The 22333-nt window shown below is 49.0% G+C and carries 15 protein-coding genes and 2 tRNA genes; 10 read left to right on the forward strand and 7 right to left on the reverse strand.

Annotated features, from left to right (window positions below; genetic code table 11):
• The first annotated feature begins 35 nt into the window (after window positions 1-35).
• From AC6I1F_RS04985 to AC6I1F_RS05000, 4 genes are all read left to right on the forward strand, one after another.
• Window positions 36-845, forward strand: a complete 810-nt coding sequence (locus tag AC6I1F_RS04985) for an efflux RND transporter periplasmic adaptor subunit (protein ID WP_288319997.1) — start codon at window positions 36-38, stop codon at window positions 843-845.
• On the forward strand, window positions 794-1156 hold the full coding sequence (locus tag AC6I1F_RS04990) for an efflux RND transporter periplasmic adaptor subunit (protein ID WP_160335966.1): 363 nt from the start codon (window positions 794-796) through the stop codon (window positions 1154-1156). The genes AC6I1F_RS04985 and AC6I1F_RS04990 overlap by 52 nt, the downstream gene beginning before the upstream one ends.
• On the forward strand, window positions 1153-4242 hold the full coding sequence (locus AC6I1F_RS04995) for an efflux RND transporter permease subunit (RefSeq protein ID WP_288319995.1): 3090 nt from the start codon (window positions 1153-1155) through the stop codon (window positions 4240-4242). The genes AC6I1F_RS04990 and AC6I1F_RS04995 overlap by 4 nt, the downstream gene beginning before the upstream one ends.
• 674 nt (window positions 4243-4916) lie before the next feature.
• Complete coding sequence (locus AC6I1F_RS05000) at window positions 4917-8612, forward strand: autotransporter family protein (RefSeq protein ID WP_290432882.1); 3696 nt, start codon at window positions 4917-4919, stop codon at window positions 8610-8612.
• Between the two features lie 238 nt (window positions 8613-8850).
• Here the strand turns inward: AC6I1F_RS05000 and AC6I1F_RS05005 are convergent, their stop codons facing one another.
• Genes AC6I1F_RS05005 through AC6I1F_RS05015 form a run of 3 tightly spaced genes read right to left on the reverse strand, consistent with a single transcriptional unit; the run spans window position 8851 to window position 11901 of the window.
• Window positions 8851-9177, reverse strand: a complete 327-nt coding sequence (locus AC6I1F_RS05005) for a hypothetical protein (RefSeq protein WP_160335963.1) — start codon at window positions 9175-9177, stop codon at window positions 8851-8853.
• 30 nt (window positions 9178-9207) lie between these two features.
• Window positions 9208-10542 (reverse strand): sodium-dependent transporter, encoded by a 1335-nt coding sequence (locus AC6I1F_RS05010; RefSeq protein ID WP_202074617.1) that lies wholly within the window; start codon window positions 10540-10542, stop codon window positions 9208-9210.
• A 24-nt stretch (window positions 10543-10566) separates the two neighbouring features.
• Window positions 10567-11901 carry a sodium-dependent transporter gene (locus AC6I1F_RS05015; protein ID WP_160335962.1) on the reverse strand — a complete coding sequence of 445 codons (1335 nt, stop codon included), beginning with the start codon at window positions 11899-11901 and terminating at the stop codon, window positions 10567-10569.
• A 539-nt stretch (window positions 11902-12440) separates the two neighbouring features.
• Here AC6I1F_RS05015 and AC6I1F_RS05020 point away from each other — a divergent pair.
• Genes AC6I1F_RS05020 through AC6I1F_RS05030 form a run of 3 tightly spaced genes read left to right on the forward strand, consistent with a single transcriptional unit; the run spans window position 12441 to window position 14025 of the window.
• Window positions 12441-12686 carry a sulfurtransferase TusA family protein gene (locus AC6I1F_RS05020; protein WP_288320023.1) on the forward strand — a complete coding sequence of 82 codons (246 nt, stop codon included), beginning with the start codon at window positions 12441-12443 and terminating at the stop codon, window positions 12684-12686.
• Window positions 12687-12710: 24 nt separating this feature from the next.
• The gene (locus AC6I1F_RS05025) at window positions 12711-13286 is read left to right on the forward strand and encodes a M28 family peptidase (protein WP_237178799.1); all 576 of its coding nucleotides are present in this window, start codon (window positions 12711-12713) and stop codon (window positions 13284-13286) included.
• Entirely contained in the window at window positions 13276-14025 is a 750-nt protein-coding gene (locus AC6I1F_RS05030; protein ID WP_237178800.1) for a peptidase dimerization domain-containing protein, read from the forward strand. Before AC6I1F_RS05025 ends, AC6I1F_RS05030 begins: the two co-directional genes overlap by 11 nt.
• Before the next feature lie 42 nt (window positions 14026-14067).
• Here AC6I1F_RS05030 and AC6I1F_RS05035 read toward each other — a convergent pair whose 3' ends face one another.
• The 3 genes from AC6I1F_RS05035 to AC6I1F_RS05045 form a co-directional block, all read right to left on the reverse strand.
• Window positions 14068-15285: a hypothetical protein gene (locus AC6I1F_RS05035; protein ID WP_289169018.1), complete on the reverse strand. Its 1218-nt coding sequence runs from the start codon at window positions 15283-15285 to the stop codon at window positions 14068-14070.
• 70 nt (window positions 15286-15355) lie between these two features.
• Window positions 15356-16141, reverse strand: a complete 786-nt coding sequence (locus AC6I1F_RS05040) for a hypothetical protein (RefSeq protein ID WP_290432883.1) — start codon at window positions 16139-16141, stop codon at window positions 15356-15358.
• Between the two features lie 151 nt (window positions 16142-16292).
• On the reverse strand, window positions 16293-17702 hold the full coding sequence (locus tag AC6I1F_RS05045) for a DASS family sodium-coupled anion symporter (RefSeq protein ID WP_160335958.1): 1410 nt from the start codon (window positions 17700-17702) through the stop codon (window positions 16293-16295).
• Window positions 17703-18038: 336 nt separating this feature from the next.
• Between AC6I1F_RS05045 and AC6I1F_RS05050 the strand changes: the two genes are divergently transcribed.
• The 3 genes from AC6I1F_RS05050 to AC6I1F_RS05060 all read left to right on the forward strand — a co-directional run bounded on the left by AC6I1F_RS05050 (window position 18039) and on the right by AC6I1F_RS05060 (window position 19713).
• Window positions 18039-18115, forward strand: a tRNA-Asp gene (locus tag AC6I1F_RS05050).
• A 122-nt stretch (window positions 18116-18237) separates the two neighbouring features.
• Window positions 18238-19500, forward strand: coding sequence for a M48 family metalloprotease (locus tag AC6I1F_RS05055; protein WP_290432884.1), 1263 nt, complete (start codon window positions 18238-18240; stop codon window positions 19498-19500).
• Between the two features lie 136 nt (window positions 19501-19636).
• Window positions 19637-19713, forward strand: a tRNA-Asp gene (locus tag AC6I1F_RS05060).
• 560 nt (window positions 19714-20273) lie between these two features.
• Here the strand turns inward: AC6I1F_RS05060 and AC6I1F_RS05065 are convergent.
• Entirely contained in the window at window positions 20274-22064 is a 1791-nt protein-coding gene (locus AC6I1F_RS05065; RefSeq protein ID WP_497801615.1) for an IS1634 family transposase, read from the reverse strand.
• Window positions 22065-22333 lie beyond the last annotated feature (269 nt).

Genomic DNA, 22333 nt, shown 5'->3' on the forward strand with positions numbered 1-22333 from the left:
TTTTTCTCCATCATTGCATCAGGAGAAAATCTTTTATGACAATGAATAAAAAATTGATGTGCACACTGTTGGCAGCTGCCGCTTTAAGTACGCTTTCAGGCTGTCGAAGCAGTGACTCAAGTCCGAGGGGAGAACCTCAGCCTACCGCGGTTCGAATGATGAAGCCTCGAGTCGATTCGATTGCTGAACGTATGGAGTTTCCGGCATTTATTCGGGCGTTCCATGAAGTACGGCTTAATGCCCGGGTTGACGGATATTTGAAAAAACGTTCCGTACAGGAAGGCAGCTCGGTACAGCAGGGAGATTTGCTTTTTGAGATCGATCCGAGGCCGTTTGAAGCGCAGGCGGAAGTTCGCCGCGCGGAATTAAGGCAGGCCGCCGCGCAAAGAACCTATGCGGCCGCTAAATATAAAAGAGCGCTCGAACTGGTAAAGGCGAACGCGATTTCCAAGGAAGAGCTTGAAACCCGTCGCTTTGAAATGCAAAACGCGGAAGCCGAGGAAGCACTGGCCAAGGCTCAGCTGGAAACTGCGCTTTTGAATCTGGAATTCACTCAAATTCGCGCGCCAATCAGTGGCAAGTTGGGAGAAATTCTTTTAAAAGAAGGTAATTTAGTGAAGGCGGGGCAGTCTGAACTCACCACTTTAATTGATGATCAGAACGCATATGCGGATTTCAAAATTAACGACAAGGCTTTCCTGAAACTCGTACGAGCCGGCGTGCTTGGAAATGTCCCCCATTCGCGCCGATCCAAGCGTGGTTTGACGATGGAGAGCGACGGTATCCGGGAGAGTTGTCTTTCACAGATAACGCATTTGATCCGCAAACGCTCACATACACCTTAAAACTGCAGTTGAAGGCGAGCCCGGAACTAGCGGCCAATCGAATCGGTCGGGTAACACTCGAACTTCCGATAAGCAGAGATTTGATGCTGATTCCGGATAAGGCCGTTCAGACGGAACTGACAGATCGGTTTGTCTGGATTTCTTCCCAGGACGGAACAGCCCAAAAGGCAAAAGTTCGTGTAGGGCGCCTTTTTGGTTCAGAGCGAGAAATTTTGGAGGGATTGAAGCCGGAAGACACGGTGGTACTTAGCGCTCAGCAGAAACTGAGAATTGGGACAAAGCTTCGCAGCATCGAGGAAAAAGCGCAATGAGATTTACAGACTTTTTTATTAGAAACCCGATATTTGCCGCGGTTATCTCATTATTTATTGTACTTTTCGGTCTGCTTAGCTACATGTCCCTGCCGGTCGCACAGTTTCCGGAGATTGTTCCCCCGTCTGTCGTTGTGACAGCGTCTCTTCCCGGCGCTTCCCCCCAGGCGTTGTCTGACTCCGTTATTGCTCCTCTGGAGCAGTCAATCAACGGAGTGGACGCGATGACTGAGCTGCAAAGCCAAGCGGCGTCAGACGGAACCGTGACGATTACGGTGAATTTTGCGCACGGAACAAATCCCGACCTTGCTCAGGTGCTGGTGCAGAACCGTGTATCGGCTGCTGAGCCGCGTTTGCCTGAGGCGGTCAGAAGAAGCGGTGTTACGGTGCGTAAGCGCTCTAGTGATCAGCTTGCGGCCGTTCATTTGTATTCGACCGATCGGACGCGTGACACGCTGTTTTTAACTAATTACGCGATTTCGCAGATGGCAGACCGATTGGCGAGGCTTTCGGGGGTCTCCGACATTACCGTCTTTGGCAGCCGAGAATACAGTATTCGAATTTGGCTTGACAGCGATCGCCTGATGCAGCTTGGACTTTCTCCTACTGAAGTTGTGCAGCGGGTACAGGAACAAAATCGAAATATTCTGGCGGGCAAGGTTAATGCACCGAAGATGACGGAACAGCCGGGTGCTTTTGAACTGCTGATCCGAGGCGAGGGAAGGTTAAGGGAGCCGCAGGAGTATGACAATATCGTGATCAGAAGAAGCGCAGATGGAAGAACGCTTTATCTGAAGGATATTGCTCGCACGGAGCTCGCTTCTTATAACTATGACGAAGAGTTTTATCGAGACGGAGTTCCTGCTATGGGTCTGGCAATTTTCCAGACGCCCGGAGCGAACGCGATTTCGACAATGAAAGCGATCCGGGCCGAGCTTGAGGAGATCCAAAAGGAGCTGCCAAGCGGTGTGGACTGCTATATGACGATAGACAATACCGAGTTTATTGAGAACTCCATCCGATCTGTCTATCAGACGCTCTTTGAAGCGACTGCTTTAGTGGTTCTGGTGATTCTGCTTTTTCTGCACAACTGGAAAAGCTCACTCATTCCGATTCTATCCATTCCCGTTTCGATTATCGGTACCTTTATCGTCATGAAAGCCTCGGGATTCACGATTAATAATCTAACGCTGTTTGGTTTGATTCTTGCGACCGGTATTGTGGTGGATGACGCGATTGTCGTGGTTGAGGCGATTGAAGCGAAGATCAGGAACGGCATGAGTCCGTTGGAAGCCGGATTTGCTTCAATGAAGGAGCTTAGCAAAGCGCTGGTTGGTATTGCCGCGGTTTTATCCTGCGTATTTATTCCAACGGCGTTTTTAAGCGGTATTACCGGAAGTTTTTACCGGCAGTTCGCACTGACCATTGCGGCTGCGACAATTATTTCAGCTTTTGTGTCTCTGACGTTGTCTCCCGCCCTCAGTGTGCCTCTTCTGTCGGTCCGAAAAAAAGAGGGATGGTTTTCGTCAGCGTTTAATCATTTCTTTGGTATATGTTCGGAGCACTACAGCCAGCTTGTTCGGATGCTTGTGAAGCTTCGCTGGTGGGTGCTTGCAGTTTATGCAGTTTGCAGCTGCTTCACTGTGTTTTTGTATACCAATGTTCCTAGTGGTTTCATTCCGAGGCAGGACAATAATTATTTATCCGCGAGCATTCAGCTTGCGGAGGGCATTGCCCTGAATCAGACGGCTGAGACGCTTAAGAAAGCTCAGGAAGCGCTCTCAAAGGTCAAAGGTGTTCAGCATTTTATGGTTATTGTCGGGCAAAGCGGAGCGACGCGATCTAAAGCTTCCAATGCCGCACTGATGGTGATAAAGCTTGAACCACTGCCTGAGCGTATTAAAGAGGGGCTTTCGATCGGCGTGATGATGAGTCGGATTCGATCGACCCTAAACGAGGCGATACCGGAGGCAAGCGTTAACGTTTTAGCGCCGCCCGCGGTTATGGGTATCGGGGCCGGCGGTGATTTCCAGTTTTATCTTCAGGATCGAATCGGTTTGGGCGTGAATGAACTTACAGATGCGGCGCAGGAGTTTATTCGAGCATTAGCCGCGTCGCCGGAAATTGAAAGCGCGTTTTCCTCCTTTAGAACGGACACTCCGCAGCTGGAGCTAAAAATCGACCGAGAAAAGGCCGCCATGCTGAGGATTGATTTGGAGGAACTTAGCAATACGATTCAGTATGAATTCGGAAGTGTGTACGTGAACGATTTTAATTTGTTAAATCGAGTATTCCGTGTCGTTGCTCAGTCCGATTCTGAGTTTCGTTCTCTGGAAACGGATCTAGATCGTGTTTGGATTAAAAATGAGCTCGGCAGGATGGTTCCCCTGAGTTCAGTGGTTTCGATCGAACGAACATCCGCGCCTCAGGTCATTGCGCGCTATAACATGTACCCCTCGGTATTTGTTCTAGGCAATATTTCTGATGGAGTCAGCAGTACTGAAGCGATCTCTGTGATTGAAAAGATGGCCGCCGAGACGCTTCCGGAAGGGATTAGTCTGCTGTGGACCTCAATGATTAAAGAGCAGAAGCAGGAGGACAACACAAATTTATATATTTTTGGTCTGTGTCTTTTATGTGTGTTTCTTTCCTTGGCCGCGTTGTATGAAAGTCTGAGGCTGCCCCTGATTATTATTTTGATTGTTCCTCAGGTTCTGCTGTTCGGGCTTATCGGACTTGAGCTTAGAGGTCTGGGCAACAGTCTGATGGCGCAGATCGGATTTGTGGTGCTTATCGGATTAGCCTGTAAGAATTCTATTTTGATTGTTGAGATGGCCAAGCAGTTTCAGCAGGAAGGATTGAGCCGGTATGACGCGATTGTTCGAGCCAGTGCCGTTCGTTTACGAGCCATTTTGATGACATCGTTTGCGTTTATTCTCGGCGTGGTACCTCTGGCGTTTTCGAGCGGCTACGGATCGGAGCTGCGTCAGGCGGTTGGCACGACGGTGTTTGCCGGGATGCTGGGTGTGACTTTTATCGGCTTGTTTTTTACACCGGTTTTTTACGCGCTGATCGCTAAAAAATGAAGTTAAGCAGACAGAGAGCGGCCGGCTTATTTCAGCGAAAGATCTTACGTGGCAAAGTGAAAAGTCCTATTGAGCACACATTGAACTGAGGATTTGACTTCTGAGCAGGCAAATTGATATCCGCCAAGCTCCCTAAAATTGTTGGCGCTTTAAAGCAGTTATGAGGCCGATAATGAAGGGAGCTTCGTTTTTTTCGCTCCGCCTTAAGTAGGGGCGATTATTGGAAAACTGAATATATCTTCACATATTTTTCACTTGCGGAAGGAAGAGGTATGTCAAGCGCCAGGTTTGGTAGGAGAGTTATTTTACGATTATTGAGTGTTTACCCTGATTTTGCTTGAGATATACGGCAGAAAAAATATAATTCAGGCGATTATTTCAACAAACAATGGTATTTAAAATACATACCCCCCCCCGTATCCCTGAGATCAGGATCTGAGTTAAACAATCGTAATTTCTCTAAAGAAATTATCGCTAGTATTTCTTCTTCAAAAAAACAAAGAGTCAGCCGATTTAAAACTGCAGCACTGACTCTGGCCGTATTTGGCGCAATTTCCTTATCAGCGCCGGTCAATGCTCTGACAATCACTGCTGATACAAATGAAGCCAACGGACTTACGCTGACAGATGCGAATCTTGAAAACGCATCAAACAGTTGGTACGGTTTATCCGTAGTGAATTCAACGCTGAGCGGCAAAAACGAATTTAATGCCTCCGTCAGCAAAACAGATTCAGCCAGTCAGAGATCGACTCTTAGTATTGTCAAGCTTTCAGATGCACAACTGCAGTGGCAGGGAAATGCCACACTGACCTCAAATTCCGCCTTGATGTCACTCAACGCCATCAGCCTGAATAACTCCGCGGTTTCAATTGAAGGAGCTCTGGCTGCTGACTTGACTGCAGCACGAACCTTTGAGAGGTCAGAGGCAACAGCCATCACCGTAGATGTAGGAGAGTCCGCCTTAACGGTCTCCGGAAACCTGGATCTGAAAACCACAATGCAGGGCGATGCCGCATCTTATGAAGCAGGTTTGGATAAAGATGAGGACGGGGATCACTCAAAAGCCATAGGCATTTCTTCCCGTTCCGGCGGATCCCTGACCTTAAAGGCTGCGGAAACCAGAATTGAGTCAACCGCCGAAAAACTGCAGGCGACCGGTATTCTTGTTAGTGATAATTCAAGTCTTACAGGAAGCGGAGTCCTTACGATTAACGCGGTTTCCGGCCGTGATTCACAAACACTGTTCACGAGGGACGGGGGACGAGTTGTTTGGAACGGAGATGTGACGCTGTCATCTACACTCCACTCGCTTGATACTACGTTCGCAGACAACGAGGCCGGCAACGTTGGTATTTTTTATTCTGATCATGATACGTACGGCAGTGAAATCACACTGAACGGCAACGTCAGTTTGTATGTTGAAGCCTCTCGGAATAAACTTCCCGAGCAATCCGATATGCTGATCTACAACGTTGGTCTTGATACCGGTAAATATACGGAGTCCGACTCAGAAAAAATCACGATTGGCGGCGAAGGAAAAACCGTAACAATGAAATCGGTTATTTCCGGAGCACTTGTAGATAAGGATGTCGCTTGGAATATTTATATCGCTGAAGGTCAGCTCAATGTTTACGGTAAATCCATTGTGCTTGAAGCGGTGGCCAAAGGTAAAGGCGGAGCAGAATCCATTGCTATCGAGGGAGGTGAGGTTAATCTCGGCAGCCCTAACGGGACTGTGACCATTAAGGCGACAGCTGATGATCCAATGCTCACTTCGGCAATTTCCGTGATGAACGGTACATTGAATCTCTTTGGTGATGTCACTATTGAATCCGGTACAGTCCAGGTTTTCTCGGAAGATCTGGGTATTTCGGACTATGCTAAGGGCGCAATCAATGTAAAAGGCAACATTAATCTGCCCGATCTTTCCATTATCCAGGTTGGAAAACTCAACATCGAAGGCTCCGTAACGACCAACAGCGCTCAGGTGTTCGAAAACGCCGCCAGCGCAGCCCAAACGCAAATCGGAGCGCTTCTGTATGAAGATAAACTGGATTTTCAGGAAAATTCCAAGCTGATTCTGACGGATGCTGAATATACTGTCCAGTACCTTGCTGACATTAAAAACACGTTGGCGAATAAGCCGATTATCCAGATGAATGGAACATTAGTAGGAGGAACTGTTACTCTGGAGACGCTGCCGTTGCTCTCTGGAACTATTGTCTCGTCCGCGCAGCTGAAAGTTAACGGAAACGCCACGATTACTGACGATCAATTTAGTGGTTCAGCAACGCTGGTCGGCGTCGGATCGGTTCAGGTCACAGATGGCGAGAGCATTACGATTGCCGCAGGAGATAATACATTTACGATTGTCGGCGCTAACGGCGGCGACCTGGTTTCCGGAAATAAGGGGCCAGTTAGCGTGATCGTAGGCAACGACGACAATTCCGGCAAACTCACCATTGGCGGCAGCGGCACTCAGGGCGGTGTGATTCAGGGTTCTCTGACCGTTAACGCCGGCTCATCCGTCAGCGTGGAAGGTAATTCAGGCGCTGCGGCGAACTTCCAGATTGCTTCCGACTTTATTGTGAAGACAGATGCGTCTGTCAGCCTGAAGGATGGAGCAATCCTATCAGTGGACAACGCTGTCGTTGATTACAAAGGCATCATTCGCATTGGTCAAAACAGCTTAACGGGTGTTGGCAAATTCGTGAGCCGATTCGTCAGCTTGGCAGGTTCAATTTTCCTTGACCCGGCCTGGGAAAATGGTACACCGGCGCTTGGCGCAATTGAAATTGTCGAAATGTCTGAAAGCGGCAATATCACGGTCGGACAGAACTCCGCTCTGGTCCTCGGTTCTCAGGACGCGGATTTGGCATTGAACGCAATGAATAAAGCGGGTCTGTCACTGTCAGAGAACGGTATCAAGTCTGCTCTCTACCTTGCCAAACCTCTGAATGTCGGAAACGGCTCTATCGTCGTGGACGGTTCGCTGACAAGTCCTGCTGAAGGTCAGTCGGGTGTCGTTTCCGTTGCGGCTGACAGTCTGCTCGCTGTCGAGATGACAGACGAGCTTGCGATCGGTAGTGAAACAGCGATTACCGGAGCTAGCCTCAATCTGGCCGACGGAAGCTCCGTTTTGCTTGCAGGAATGGAAAAACTCACTGTCAGTGACGATCTCAGCGTAAAGCTTGCGGACTCAGTCGTTGTTGGCGAGAACGTCAATATTTACGGCAGCAGCGGTCTGTGGTATGGATACGGATTTAAGGACGGTGTGATCACTGCCCAGTACGATCCGACACAGCTGTTAGTTGATAACGGTTTGACAGCGCCTAACGTTACGCGCGAAGCGCTTCTTACAAACGCGGAAAGCGCAGCTGCTCTTCGTGAGCTGATCAATGCGGGTGACTATGCAGGAGCCGCCCGCTGGATGAATCAGAGAGCGCTGTTTGCCTCTGCCGGTGCCGCTCAGGCAATGACCGTGACGATATCCTCGATGGTTACCGACACGATTGAGCAGCATGGCTCATTGATTTCCAGCTACAGTCATGACAAGGCCGGAGTCGATCTGTGGCTTAATGTGGACGGTCTTTTCACTCGCGCAAACTCCTACGAAGCCGGAAGTTCGAAGTACGGCTACAGAGCGGATCTTGCCGGAGTCACATTTGGTGCGGATTACGCGATGGGCAACGGTTTGGCTGCCGGTTTAGCCGTTTCACTCGGTAAAGGCAATGCCCGAAGCCGCGGCGAAGCCTCCGGTATAAAGAACAAGATCGAATACAGGGGCCTGAATCTCTACGGTGCATGGAACACTCAGTATGCTAACGTGATCGGATCTCTCGGCTACATCCGGTCTGAAAACAATATGAGATCTGCCGGCCTTAAAGCTAAGCCCGATACGAAGGCTCTGACGGCAGCCGTTCGTGTAGAAAAAGACCTGAGTATTGGTGATGCGTTTACAGTAACACCGCATATCGGAGCTCGTTATTCGCACATTAAGCTGGATAACTTCGGCACCGCAGGATTCCGTTATTCAGCAGAAAAAGCGAATTTGTTCCAGATCCCGGTCGGAGTCGCGGTTAAAGGAAATTACGATGCCGCCTGCGGGGCGAAGGTTAAACCGTTCCTGGATCTCACGGTTTCTCCGACCATGGGTGACAAGAAAGTCAGCAACCGTTTCGCGCTTGAAGGCTCTTCGGCTTCGGATTCCATCGAAACCCGAATTGCGAACACCGCACTGTTTAACGCGAAATTTGGTTTGGAAGCGACTCGCGGAAATCATAGTCTTGGTGTGAGCTATGGCTTTGGTGCAGGCGATAAAGGCCGCATTGACCAGGCTCTGCAGGCGAAATATCGCTATGTCTTCTAATTTCCGGCTTCTTGTTTAGCTTTGCAGAAACCGCCTTCGGGCGGTTTCTGCGCTTAAGCATTTACTAAACCGGTGGAGATTTGCTCTCAGCGATTTGCGCAGCATTCTCACGCATTCGAACAGGAAAAATTTGTCGAAGCGGCTGATGTTTGAACTAAATGCGTCCTCGTTTTTGAGCACGCAAAAAAAGACGGCCTCATGAAGAAAGAGGCCGTCCTTGTTAAAGGAAACTAAACTGCTATGCCTGCTTTGTTTTCTCAAGTACGTAGGCGGCAAGTTCTTTTGCGGCTTCTTCGGCGCGCTCCGGAGTCGCATCAAAGATTTCAGCCAGAAGACGCTCGCTGACAAGTTCCGGATTAAAACGAAGCGTCAGGTCGTTGCCGTTCATCTCGCAGGAATGAAAGGCGCTGTCCGGGCTGCATTCCGAGGCGATTTCGGCAACTTTGCCTTTAGCCAGCATCGCAATGATCGGATTTTTAAAAGCCAGCTCAACATGATTTGCTGAGATGTTCTTGAGATTTACAAAATCTCTGGCCTTGTATAACTGTTCAATGGGTAGTGCCATTTATTTTTCCTTCAATGTAGTTGGCTTATTCTAATTGATCAGGCCGGAAATAAGAACCGCGAGAACAAGCGCAGGACAAAATACACCGATAATCAGCCGCATAATCTTAACGCGAGTTGGGCAGGCCGCAATAGTCGTCCATTCGGTGTGAACCCGATCCCACGCGGTCCAGGCGCAAAGCATGCATGCGATAATGCCGCCGATCGGAAGTCCGAGATTCGATACTAAGAAGTCCGCCGAATCAAATACCGTCTTGCCAAAGAATTTGACATCGGCAAGCACTCCGAAGGACAGCGCGCAAGGAACGCTTAGAATCAGCATGAAGATAAGACAGACAGCAACGGCAACAGGGCGGCTGAGTTTCAGTTCCTGAACCATCCAGGTAATGTCAATCTCCAACATCGACACGGCTGATGTGAGCGCTGCAACAACCAAACAGCAGAAAAAGACGATCGCGAAAAATTGTCCGGCAGGAAGCATGGAAAAGATCGCCGGCATCGTGATAAACGTCAGACCGGGACCGGCTGCAGGATCCATGCCGAAGGCGAAATTCGCGGGAAGAATCATTAAGCCGGCCATCAGCGAAATAAGCAGCGAAAGCGTGACAATCCAGAAGGTTGAACTGATCAGGTCGGTCTTTTTATCAATATAGGCTCCATAGGTCACCATGCAGCCGGCACCTACGGAATAGGAGAAAAATACAAGCCCCATCGCGTCAAGAAGCGCCTTCCAGCTGAATTTCGAAAAGTCCGGCATAAACAGATATTCCACGCCTTTCCAAGCGCCCGGCTGACAAAGTCCCGTGACGATCAGGATGCACATAAAAATAAATAACAGCGGCATCAGGATTTTGGAACAGAGTTCGATGCCGCCGCGAATGCCAAAAGCAACAACGAATCCGACAAGGGCGAGGAAGCCCACTTGAGCGCAAACGGAGATCGAAGGCGAAGAGGAGAGTTCTCCGAAAAGAGAACCAAGCGCTTGGGGAGTCGAAGCCGAAAAACCGACAATTGACTCAAACAGGTACATAAGACACCAGCCGCCCACGACAGAATAAAACGAGAGGACAACAAAGCCGATCAGAATGCCCAGATATCCAAGTACTGACCAGAAGGGGCCTCCGAGATTTCGGTAAGCGGTAACAATTCCTCCTTTTCCCGCTTTGCCGAGTGTGATTTCGGCAAGCAGCAGGCCGAAAGCCAGCGTGAAAGAAAAGAAAATATATGGAATCAGGAAAGCGGCGCCGCCTTCTGCGCCCGCCATGTATGGAAATTTCCAAATCGCTCCGAGGCCAATCGCGGCTCCGACGCTCGCAAGAATAAATCCAGCTTTTCCTGTAAACGTTTTTTCTTTGGGACGTGCCATTTTTATTATTTGTATATTTAAGCGTTAAAGGAAGTTGGAAATCGCAACAACTGCGATAAAGCAGGGAGCAACAAACGCAAGCATGAACCGTACAAATTTCATGTAGCCCGGAGAGCGCTTTTTGTTGACGTTCAGTTCATAACTGGTTTTGTCGAAGAAGAACCAGCCGGTGAGCGCAATAACAAAGATGGCGCTGAGCGGCATGAGAATGTTGCAGGCAAGATAATCGGTCGCGTCAAAGATGTTCTTTCCGAGGATCGTATAGTCAGACCAAGGTCCCATCGACAGCGCGGCCGGGATCGAACAGATAGTCAGCGCAACGAAAAGCGCGAAGGAAGCGCCTTTGCGGCTGAACTTCCATTCATCCATCAGATAAGCGAGCGGAACTTCAAAGAGGGAAATCATCGAGGTCAGAGCCGCGACAAGAAGGCAGCCGTAAAAACAGACTGCAAACACATTGCCTAAAGGAATGTGAGAGAACACTGCGGGCATTGTAATAAAGGTGAGTCCGGGACCCGCAGACGGATTAAGACCGAAGGCGATAACGGGAGGAATAACCATCAGTCCGGCAAGAATGCAAGAGATGAACGCCAGAACGGCAACCCAAATCGCTGAAGAGGGAATGTCTTCCGAGTGGTGAATGTATGAGCCGTAAGTAATCATAATACCCATGCCGACGGATAGGGAGAAGAAAGTAAAGCCCATCGCATTCAGCAGAGAGTTTGCCGTCACTTCGTCCCATCTCGGCGAGAAGAGGAACTTCAGTCCTTCCATGGCGCCGGGCAGTGTAAGACCGCGGATAATCAGGACAACCATCAGCACAAAAAGAAGCGGCATAAGAATCTTGGAGATTCTTTCAATTCCCTTATTGACACCGAAGATCAGAACACCGGCAGTGATGGCAAGGAAACCTGTCTGATAAACAATTGCGGAAACAGGAGAACTGACGGTAAGTTTGAATGTTTTTTCAAGCAGTGCAAGGTCGCTTGAGGCGGCGTTTCCGCGGATCGCTTCAAAGAGGTAGGTCAGACACCAGCCGCCTACGGTACTGTAGTAGGTCATAATGACAAAGGCGGTCAGCACACCGATAAATCCCAGCGGAATCCAGGCTTTGCCCGCGATTCGTTTAAAACTGGTGACCACGCTGCCGCGTCCGGCTCTGCCGATAATCATTTCTGCCATGATCAAAATGACGCCGAAGAACAGTACCATGGCGATGAACGGCAGAATAAAAGCTGAACCGCCGTTGGCACCTGCCATGTAGGGGAATTTCCAAATAGCACCGAGGCCGACAGCCGAGCCGGTCGCAGCTAAAACAAAGCCTATTTTGGAGCTCCAATTGGAGCGAGCATCAGACATTAACTACTCCTAATTTCTTCTTTTGGTGAAAAACATCTTCGATTATGGATGAAAACACGGATTAAATTCGCTAAAACCGCTACTAATTGCTGTAATTGCCGCAAAATGAGGAAAAAATACTTTTATCGTGGGCAATTAGAAAATTAGAGACAGCAGAAAAACAGTAACTGCGGCTCTGATCACGTACATAGGTAGTGATATGTCGCTTATCTCAAATGGAATAAGTAGTTGTACTAATCATTGGCAGGATAATGCTCTAAGAATAAAAATGATTCGGCAATAAAAACAGCAAAAAATGTCAGTATTTCTATTGATTTAAGGATGCGTATGGTTTACTATGAGCACGTGGTTTGAGGTGGTTGTGTAAAAACAACCGTTTATCCTGGTTGGAAACCCTGCTCACAAGCTGAGCAGGTTTTTTTTGACCTTGTTGCCGACATCCGCTGCCGCCCAAAAGTAATATAGCGTCCGTCAAATCGCTTTTAGAAGACGTTTAAAGCTAAAATTTTCCATATACACATTAATTAATGAGGCGGATTGTGTCTGAGAACACTTTTGATCAAACGCTTGATGTTAAAGGACAGAAATGTCCGAAGCCGATGCTGAAAACTAAAAAGGCGCTGGCGAAGATGGAGCCGGGGCAGACGCTGCTTGTGCTTGCCACCGATCCGCATGCGGTCCGCGACCTAAGTCAGTTTGCCGATCAGACCGGAAATAAAATGCTTTCTTCCTGTGAAAACGACGGGATTTACGAAATTCTCATGCAGAGAAAATCGGAAAGCTGATTCTCATAAGAGAGGAGAAATCATATGTCTCACTTAACCGACCGTATTCCGCTTCTTCCTGAATCTGCGGCAGCCGTCCAAGCGGTTCTTAATGATCCGAAAGTAAAGAAAGTGCTGGAGCAGGCCGTCTCCAAGGAAATCTTTACGATTGAGGAGCAGATTGAGATCTGCGAAGTTCCCGCGCCTCCGATGCGGGAACAAAAAAGAGCGGAATTAATCACGCAGAAAATTCGACGCTACGGTCTTGAGGCGGAGATTGATCCTGTTGGGAATGTTATCGCCCGTTTCAAAGGCGTTGAGCCTGACGGTCCGGTTTGCGCCGTGACAGCGCATATGGACAACAGCTTCCCTGAGGGCACGAACACCTCGGTGCGCCGCCAGAGCGGAAAACTTTTTGCGCCCGGTATTTCGGATGCGTCCCGAGGACTCGCCTGCATGCTGCAGGTGATCCGTATGCTGGTGAACTCCGGTGTCCAAACGAAAGGAAGGAGACATCCTCTTTATCGGAACGGTCGGGCAGGAAGCGGAAGGCGATCTGCGCGGCGTCAAGCGTATTTTCTACAGCTCCGGCATTCATATCGACGGAGTATTGGTCATTGACGGGGCTGATCCCGGACGAATCCTTTACGGATCCACCGGATCTAAACGCTATAAGATTGAATACACCGGTCCCGGCGGTCACAGCTTCCTGAATTTCGGTCAGTATCCGAGCGCGACACAGGCGCTTTGTCGGGCAGGGACGATGCTTTCGGATCTGGAGGTGCCGCAGGAGTCGAGAACCACTTTTGCGCTTGCCACAATGAAAGGCGGATCTTCCGTTAACGCAATCGCCGAGCATGCTGAATGCGAGGTGGATTTGAGAAGCGAAGACGCTCAGGTGCTCGATCGTTTGGTTAAGGAGGCGCTGCCGCTCTTTGAACTCGGCGCACAATTGGAAAACGCGCGCTGGAAAGTCACGGATCCTTTCCTGCAGATTACGTGCAAAGTGACGCCTATCGGTTATCGTCCTGCCGGCAGTCAAAAGCCCACGAGCCCTGTGCTTCAGGCCGCTCGCGCCGCTCAGGAGGAGCTTGGAATCGAAATGACCGCCTATATGAGCGCTTCAACCGATCAAAATGTGCCGATGTCCATCGGAATTCCCTCAACAACACTTGGCGCAGGCGGCCGGGAAGGGTTCAACCACTCGCTCTCCGAATGGTATGAGCCGGTTCGTTCCTTTGAAGGTCCTCAGCTTTGCCTGCTGACCGCGCTGACACTGATCGGTATTGACGGAGGAGCCGCGCCTCTGCTGCCTGTTTACACGGCATCTCCCGCCGCGGAGTGGCAGGACAGTCTCTAGCGAGATAAAGAATCGGCTGCCTTGGGCAGCCGATTTCAGAATTTAGAAAGGATTGTGCGCGGTGTAGATTTGCATGCCGTTTGAGAGCACGGTTATCTTATCCGGCGATTTATTGGCGACGATCTGGGCCTCAAATTTGTCCTTATCAACACGCGTATAAGCCTTTCTCGGCACAAACATCTGAACGAGCGCGCCGATCTGAGGCTCTTTGCCCAAGAGGTTCAGATTCAAAGACGCAAACTGCGGTTTATCCGGAAGCCAGCGCAGATCACCCGACATATTCAGTTGGTATGCCTTAGTCTTTATGACGGTTGGATTCAGCTTCAGCCAGACGTCGCCGCTGAGGAACGAATTACCTAAACGTTCAAGCGCATCTCTTGAAACTGCGGCTTCATCTCCTATAAGTAGATTCGTGACCGCATCGTACATTTCCGGATCATTGGGAATATGAGTCTCAATCTGAGGATTAGCGCTTTCAATTGTGGATTTCAAACCGCTGATGCGTGCGGACAGATTCTGCAGATCAATTTTAGAGATCTGCGTAATTTCTGAAGGCTTTTTAGTGAGTGCAATGTCAAAAGAGACAGATTCAATCTTGATTGTGTCTTTTCCGTTAACCGTAGAGAGCCCGTTGAGAGCAGCTGAGAAATTTGAAGATTCGGAACCTTGAGAAGTCAGCCTGCCTGTGATTGAGCCGGACTGAATCACCTCTGTCGGCGAGAGACGCAGCGCGAAATTTTGAATATCAAAGACCGCATTGGCAGAATTGAATTTTAGATTTCCATCAGAACTGCTGGCCATATCCGGCAAAGCTTTTAGACTGACTTTACCGATATCAAGCGCGGTGCCTGCAGATTCGTCTCTGGCCGAGAAAGGTTTGGACGCAAATTCCAGCACTTTAGGGATGAAACGATAATTTAAATCGACAGTGAGTGTCGGGTCGGCGCTCTTGATTGCTTCGTTAAAAAGCGGCTGAGAGCTTGTCGCAAGCATCTTCATATTCGCGTGCGGCTTAAGACCGAAACTAACGCTGCCGCCAAAATGCACATCACCCTTATTTAAGATGAATTCGCGGCCGAAGATCGAAGAATTCGAGATCTCAACTGAGACATCTTTAAAGTTCTCGCCGAGGTAGCGAGAAGGATTTTCAGCGAATTGATCAAAGTGCGAAGCCTGGGTATGGATAAGAAATCCGTATGCTGCAGAGCAGACTAGGGCAGCGGCGACGACGCCGGTACCGATTTTTTGAGCGGTGTTCATAACTTCCGGAGCAGATATAAAAAAACGCGGCAGACTGAGCGTCCATGACACGGCGGCTTTTGATGAACCGCTATTGCGTGACGCCTCCAGCTACCTCTCCACCCAAATTATTGTACCACCCGCCCTTCGGATCGGGCGCCTGACTCTCATTGGGTACATTGTCCGGCTCGGCAAAGAACTTATCAAGCGAAATCTTATCCTGAATAACTTTAATACACCGGTAAAAGAGCTGTTCATCAAGCTTATCGAGACCAACAAATTCACCCTGGAAGGTGTAGGCGGCCCGTGAGATTTCAAACGACTTTTGTTTGTAGGGGGCGTTGGGTTCGTCGGCAATCACGCCGCTTTGGACAAAGACGCTTTCCTCCTGAATGCCGGAAGTCACTTTTTTATCCGAGGAATTGATAAATGTGATTCTCATCTTTCCGACCTTGCGCTCCGTCCAGCGCAGTGTCGGAAGGATTGGAATGTAGCGGGTTCCCGGGTCTTCCGCGGAATCGGAAATTTCTACAAAGACGGTGCCGTCGAGCCCTCTGTCATTGATTACGGCCAACCCTGAGGATTCAAAGAGTTTTGACAGCAGTTTATTTAAATCTTCCCGATAGAGCCATTCGACGGAGTTTTCTAAAACCCCCGCGGAATCGAGATCGAGTCCCTGAATGATGATACGGGTTTTAAGTGAGAGGTTAAGCGGAACTTCCGGCCTTTTGATTTGATCGGGTTCGGTTAGCTGAGAATTGACGTCAAACCAGCCGTATTTCGGGGTGGCGACAGAGATTCCGGTCGAAGCCAGTCCGAGTAGAGAGCAGCCCTGAAGCATCAGGCAGCAGACGGCAGCGGCGGCAAGCTTTCTCATAGTTATTTCTCGTCGACTCGTTGTGGATGAGAGGCTCTAGTATATACGTATCATTGGAATTTCCAATGAGTACTTTCGCAAATAAAGGAAAGGGCGTCCGAGGACGCCCTTTGATCAGAGACTTACGCAATGCACGGCATTGCCAAGCCGATTAGTACAGACCGATGATCTTCCACCAAGCCATACCGACGGTGAGCCAAATCACCACGTTAACCGTTGTGATGATAAAGCCGTTTCTCCACCATTCACCCTGAGAAACGTAGCCGGCGCCGAAGTAGACCGGGCCGCAGCCGTTACCGTAGTGGGTCAGAGAGATCGGGAGGTTGGCAAAGCAGCCGAAGGTGATCGCGACCAGGAGAGCCGGAACGCCGCAGGCGGCCGCAACTGCAACGAATGCAGCGTACATCGCGGAAATACGCGCTGTAACGGAAGCGAAGCAGTAGTGCGAGTAGATGTAAATCAGCGAGATGACCACGAAGGATGTGATCCAGCCGAGGTTGGCGGCAGCGATTGCGCCGCCGATCATCTTGGCGAGCCAGGCGATAAAGCCAGATTTTGCCAAGGCGGTTGCCAGAGCGACGAGGCCTCCCATCCAGAACATAGCATCCCAAGCGCCTTTTTCGGAGAGGATGTCTTTCCAGTCAAGCACTTTGCAGATCAGCATGATTGCGACAGCAAGCATGGCGACCGGTGTCGCGCCGAGTTTTGTCCAGCTTCCGGTTGCCCAGAGGATGAGACACATGACGAAGACGAAGGCAAGTACTTTTTCCTGAAGGTTCATCGGGCCCATCTTCTGCAGTTCGCTGACAGCGAGGTCGTGCGCACCGGGGATTGCCTTGATTTCAGGAGGAGAAAGCTTGAGCATCAGAAGCGGGACGAGGAACAGGGAGATCAGACCCGGGACGATAGCAGCGATGGCCCAGCCCATCCAGGTGATTTCAACACCGACAGCAGACGCGGCTAAGCCGACGCAGAGCGGGTTTCCGGCCATGGATGTCAGGAACATCATGCAGGTGACCGCGTCAGTGTGATAACCGACCTGCATCAGGTATTTACCGATCTTGCCGGCTGTGGGTCCGGGTTCGGAACCGAACGCGCTGGCAAGAGACTGAACGATCGGATAGAAAACGCCGCCTCCTCGTGCGGTTGCCGAAGGCATCGCCGGAGAAACGATCAGCTCGGAGAGCGCGATCGAGTAGCCGAGAGAGAGGGAAGAACGGCCGATGTATTTGATGATCAGGAACGCGATTCTTCTGCCAAAGCCGGTTTTAATAAAGGCTCGGGAGAGGAAGAAGGCGCAGACGATCAGCCAAATTGTGCCGTTGCCGAAGCCCATCAGGGCCTGACCGGTTTTGAGGACGCCGGTGATCGCGCAGAAAGTTAATGCGATGAAAGCGACGGCACCCATTGAAATCGGCTGAAGAATAAAGCCGGCGATAGTGGCCGCAAAGACCGCGAACAGATGCCATGCGTTAGGCGTTAGGCCTTGAGGAGTCGGTATAAACCAAATCACAAAGCCGATAGCCAAAACGATGATCCAGCTTCTTAGGGATTTGCTCATTTTGTATCTACCTGTTGGTTGTTATAAGGATTTAGTGTTATTACATTTGTTAAGGTTTATTAACAAATCGTAACAAGGCTGATTGTATTCCTACTCTTGGTATTTCAACACTCTACAAAGGGTAATCCCGAATAATTCTCAGGCAATTCATTTGTTCAGCAAAGAAATCGTTTTGCTGACACGGTGTTTACATTTTTTTACCTGAATTAAAGTAGCGATGACTCAATAAGTTAAAAGCTTTTGGCTTTCAGAGGGTCTCAAAAAAGGGTATTTCGACTTGCACGATTTTTGAATCTCTGTAGAATTCGCTTCACCTCGAAACGAGAGTTAGAGCGAGGAGTGGTAGTTCAGTTGGTTAGAATACCGGCCTGTCACGCCGGGGGTCGCGGGTTCGAGTCCCGTCCACTCCGCCAGAATTCAAGAGCCCGGGTTTCCGGGCTTTTTCATTGCTCCTAATGGGTGAATAAGTCGCCCGATCCCGCCTTACAAGACTATCTTCTGACTTCAGTAATCGTAGTAATTCAAGGAAGTCAAAATGAACAGTGGTCTTACCTTTGAGACGATTTTCCTGATCTTCCTTCTTGGAAATATCGTCTTGAGTTTTTTTCTTTATTTAAGACAAGTCCGGCTCATCAATCAGGAGAGAGGACGGATCCCTCACGTTTTCGCCGGTCAGGTTTCCATTGAGGCGCACCAATCGGCTGCGGATAAATGTCTGCGGATTGATCAGCTTTATGAAATCAGGCATATCGTGTTTCTGCTTCTTGTCTTTATTCTTTCGTTCTGCGGTCTTTTGCCATGGCAGGCCTCGGTGACGACAGAATTTTTCGGTGACGGCGTTTTTGCTCAGACAGCGGTTGTGCTCGAAGTGGCTGCGCTCTTTCTGATTGTGGACGCTCTGTTTGCGGTTTCTTCGCAAAGCGGAACCGGAGGGCTGTATTTCTCGGCCCTGAGTAATCGGCCGCTTGCGCTCCTAATTGGTTTAGTGAGCGGACTTATTTTATTAACAGTGACATTTGCGCTGTGGGACTCAGAAACGAAGGGCTGGTGGCTTTGGTCGTGGCTGATATCTGCGTTTTTAGTACCGGCTTCCGTTTGGCTATATGAAGTGCTTGCTTTTAGAGGCAGGCCAATGCCGGAGAGTCCGCTGAAGGATCGTCTTAATGAATTTCTCACTAAAGCCGGATTTGTTTCCGGCAGTGTTTTTCTTTCGGACCGCTCTGCCGCTTCGCGGCCCGTGCGGATTGTGGGTTTAGGTAGCGCACGAAAAATTATTTTCGAGTCACGGCTGATTGATCAGCTGACTCCTTTAGAGACAGAGGCGCTGATTGCCATTGAGATCGGCCGAACCAAGTACTGCTCTGCCGTCAAAGCTTCAGTGATCTTTATGTTCCTTTCCTTCTTCTTTTTCCTCTTTCTTGAGCTTGCGGTGCAGCAGCCCTGGTTCTATCAGGGGCTCGGCGTAAATCCGTCTGAAGGAATCGGACATGGAGAAGCGTTTGTCTTATACAGCATGGCAGTATTTGTCTTCATGTTTCCGCTGATTCCGATCAAGAATCTCTTCATGCGGAGTGTGGAAGAGAATGCGGAGCGTTTTTCCGTCAAGCTTTTGGATTGGAACTCTATGATCAGCGCGATAGTCAAAGCGTTTGCCGATAAGGCCGGGTCAATTGCGGCCGATCCGCTGTATAGTATTTTTTATATCTCTCATCCGGACGAACTCTGCCGCATTAAAGCGATCCAGAGAATGGCGCCGAGGCATACGCGTCAGAGAGATTCCTGGCTTCCGAATGCATAACGAATAGGGCGGTAACAGGAATTTTGAAACTGAAGAAATAAAATTTTACAAGTGCTTTTCGTCTTCAAGTTGCGAAAATTTTTCGATAAGGTAGAATCTCGTTTTCTCGATGACGTGAGTCGTTGAGAAGACAAATGGAGTGGTAGTTCAGTTGGTTAGAATACCGGCCTGTCACGCCGGGGGTCGCGGGTTCGAGTCCCGTCCACTCCGCCAAAATTCCTGAGCCCGGATTTATCCGGGCTTTTCCATTTTCGGTCTAATCGCCAAGCAGAGCGGGTCAGTCCGGAAGCCCTGAAGAAAAGCTGAAACAGACGACAGTATTTCGAGTTTGATCGTCTTCATGCAGCTGAAATCGTGCCGTTTAAGGTATCCGGCAAAACCTATACCAAAAGATCAGACCGACATTTCCCGAGTCATCGATATCTTTCACTGCCTTCTAAGAAAACAGCCGGAAGCCCCGTTATGGGGCCTCCTACGTCATTTAAGACGCAGCTGACAACTAGCGGAACCAATTGTCAGCGACCACCGAAATAATTAACACCAGCAGTGCAAGAGGCACTGCCGCTTTAACCTTGAAGGTGAATCCTTCTCGGCTTATTTGTGTTAATATTCTACGGAGGATTGCGAGGATTTTCGACGTCGCATCGCTTTCTCTCCTAAGTATGACTACGGCTCGATTGTTGCATCAGTTGAGCCGTTGTCGTTTTACGGGGCCAAAACGGACACCCGTACCGCCTTTCATCCTTTTTTTTAAAACCTGAATTCCGTGCCCTCTAGGTGATAAATCTTGGAGGCACGGCTATCTTCAGAGCTTCTATCGTCGCTCTTAGTTTCTTGGGGATTAGGTCCCAGTAAAAAGAGTTTTCTTCGTCAGATTTCCTGCTGGTTACGTCAACAGCCCCCATCATTCTCAGGAAGTCCGGTGTATCGTTCGGCAAGTACTTTGACGATGGGTCCTGCTTCGCTTCGGTTCTCTTTGCTAAGGTAAATCTCATCTTCAGATTCATTAGAAGGATCAGGCTTAAAAATAAAACGAAGACTTTTCCTTCAAGAGCTCTTTCCCGGCAGCGCATTCGACGGCCTGAGCACCGTTCTTTGAGATTGTTGAAGTTTTTTTCGATGATATCTCTCTGTCGATATATTCTGAGAGCTTCATTTGCTGAGCCTACGGTGTTCGAGACAAGAACGAACAGCCCGAGGCTGTGCGCCTTGTTTTCCCATTTCTTCGGACTGTAACTCCATCCCTGAGAGCTCTTTATGAAGAAACGTTTAATTAAATCCTTATCTGAGTCCTTGAGGGCGATTTTCTCTGCAAGTTTGTCTTGAACTTCCTTAATTTGCCTGAGAAGAGACTCATTTTCAGTGGCGGCTCGCGCCGGATCCAAATAGACATGAATGTAAAGAGGCCGCGTTTCCAAATATCCGGTTGCAGGGTCTCTGTAAGACCACGTTGTTGACGAAGTTTTAGCCTGGACGCCAAATTCCTCTAAGAATGTATCAACGCCTCCGAATCGGAGCTGGGGTTCGAAGCTGCTCAGAACAGATTTGCAGTAATTCAGATTAGTCTTAGAGCCACAAATAAATCCTAAATTCTGTTCGTAGAGCCGGTCGAGCAAAGTAGGAGAACTGAAAGCTCTATCCATCACTAAGTTCACCTGAGAGCTTCCTAAATCGGCGGCGTCCGCAAGCATTTGTCTTAAGGCTAATGGATCACTCAGAGAACCCTCCAGCACTTTGTAGTAGAGAGGTTCTCCGGAATATTCCGAGACAATCAACCCTAAATTTAATTGAGGCAATTCCGAGTTTTCTTTGCTATAGCCGTAAGCGACTTTGCGGATCGTTTCGGAATAAGACGATATTGATGTCGTATCAAAGCTCCAATAGACGTCTCCTTTAGTCTCCAGCTGCGAGTACAGCAGCCGTTTCCTCAGAAAAGACATTATCTCCGGGTTAGAGACTTGCTCAAAGAGATCAGAAACATGCTGAGAGTCGGTCGGCGTACAGGGAAGCCATGTTTGGGCGCTGTAAATTTCAAACTCAGAAGCAACTGCACCCGGGTCTGCTGCAAAAAATATAGCCAAAGAAAGAAGATAAGCAGTCCTGTCTTTACCGAAAACCGCTTCCAAATCAGCTTGTAAATGGTTTTGCTTAGCAATTTCCCATAAAACATATGAGGCACCGGCCGACAAACGTGTATCTTGATCAAGTTCATCAAGAAAAGCTTTCCTCTGCTCTGCATTTGGAACCAAAGGCGGCAAAGGACATGCGACGCCCCCAAACAATCGAACCTTCCTTCCAACAAGTTTTGCCTTGCAGTCTTTTAAAGCCGGATATTCAGCGAGAAACCTCCTTCCCAACTCAATTGAATCATCTTCCAAAAGTCTTCCAACAGTCTTTTGGAAAACCTTTTCACATTTATTGTTGTTCCAGCGGTTCTTGTAGAAAATCGCATAACGAATCCCATGATTGTTCTTCACGAACACGGGATGTATGAAACCTGTTTCTAAGAAGCACTGTTCCTGAGTTTTGCTATCCATATTTGTAGGGTGATTGGTTTCTTTCATAGGTTATAATTATCGCCTATGAAGTTGAAGAAGTCCATCCATGCATTGCTCAAAAGGGGTATAAAATCAATTAGTTAAATTGAAGATGAGACTATTTGTAAAAATAGCTCCTAGAATTTTGGGAATTCAGGTTAAAAAAAGAAATCCCCGGCGAGAATTCTTTACCGGCAGCGACTACTCTGTTTTAAACAATCGAAGAAATCACTAGGAGATTGGCTGATGCGGCCCTTCTATTCGCAAATTCCGTTCCGCGATTTGATATGATTTTC

This window comes from Parasutterella sp. St.1A3, assembly GCF_059728705.1.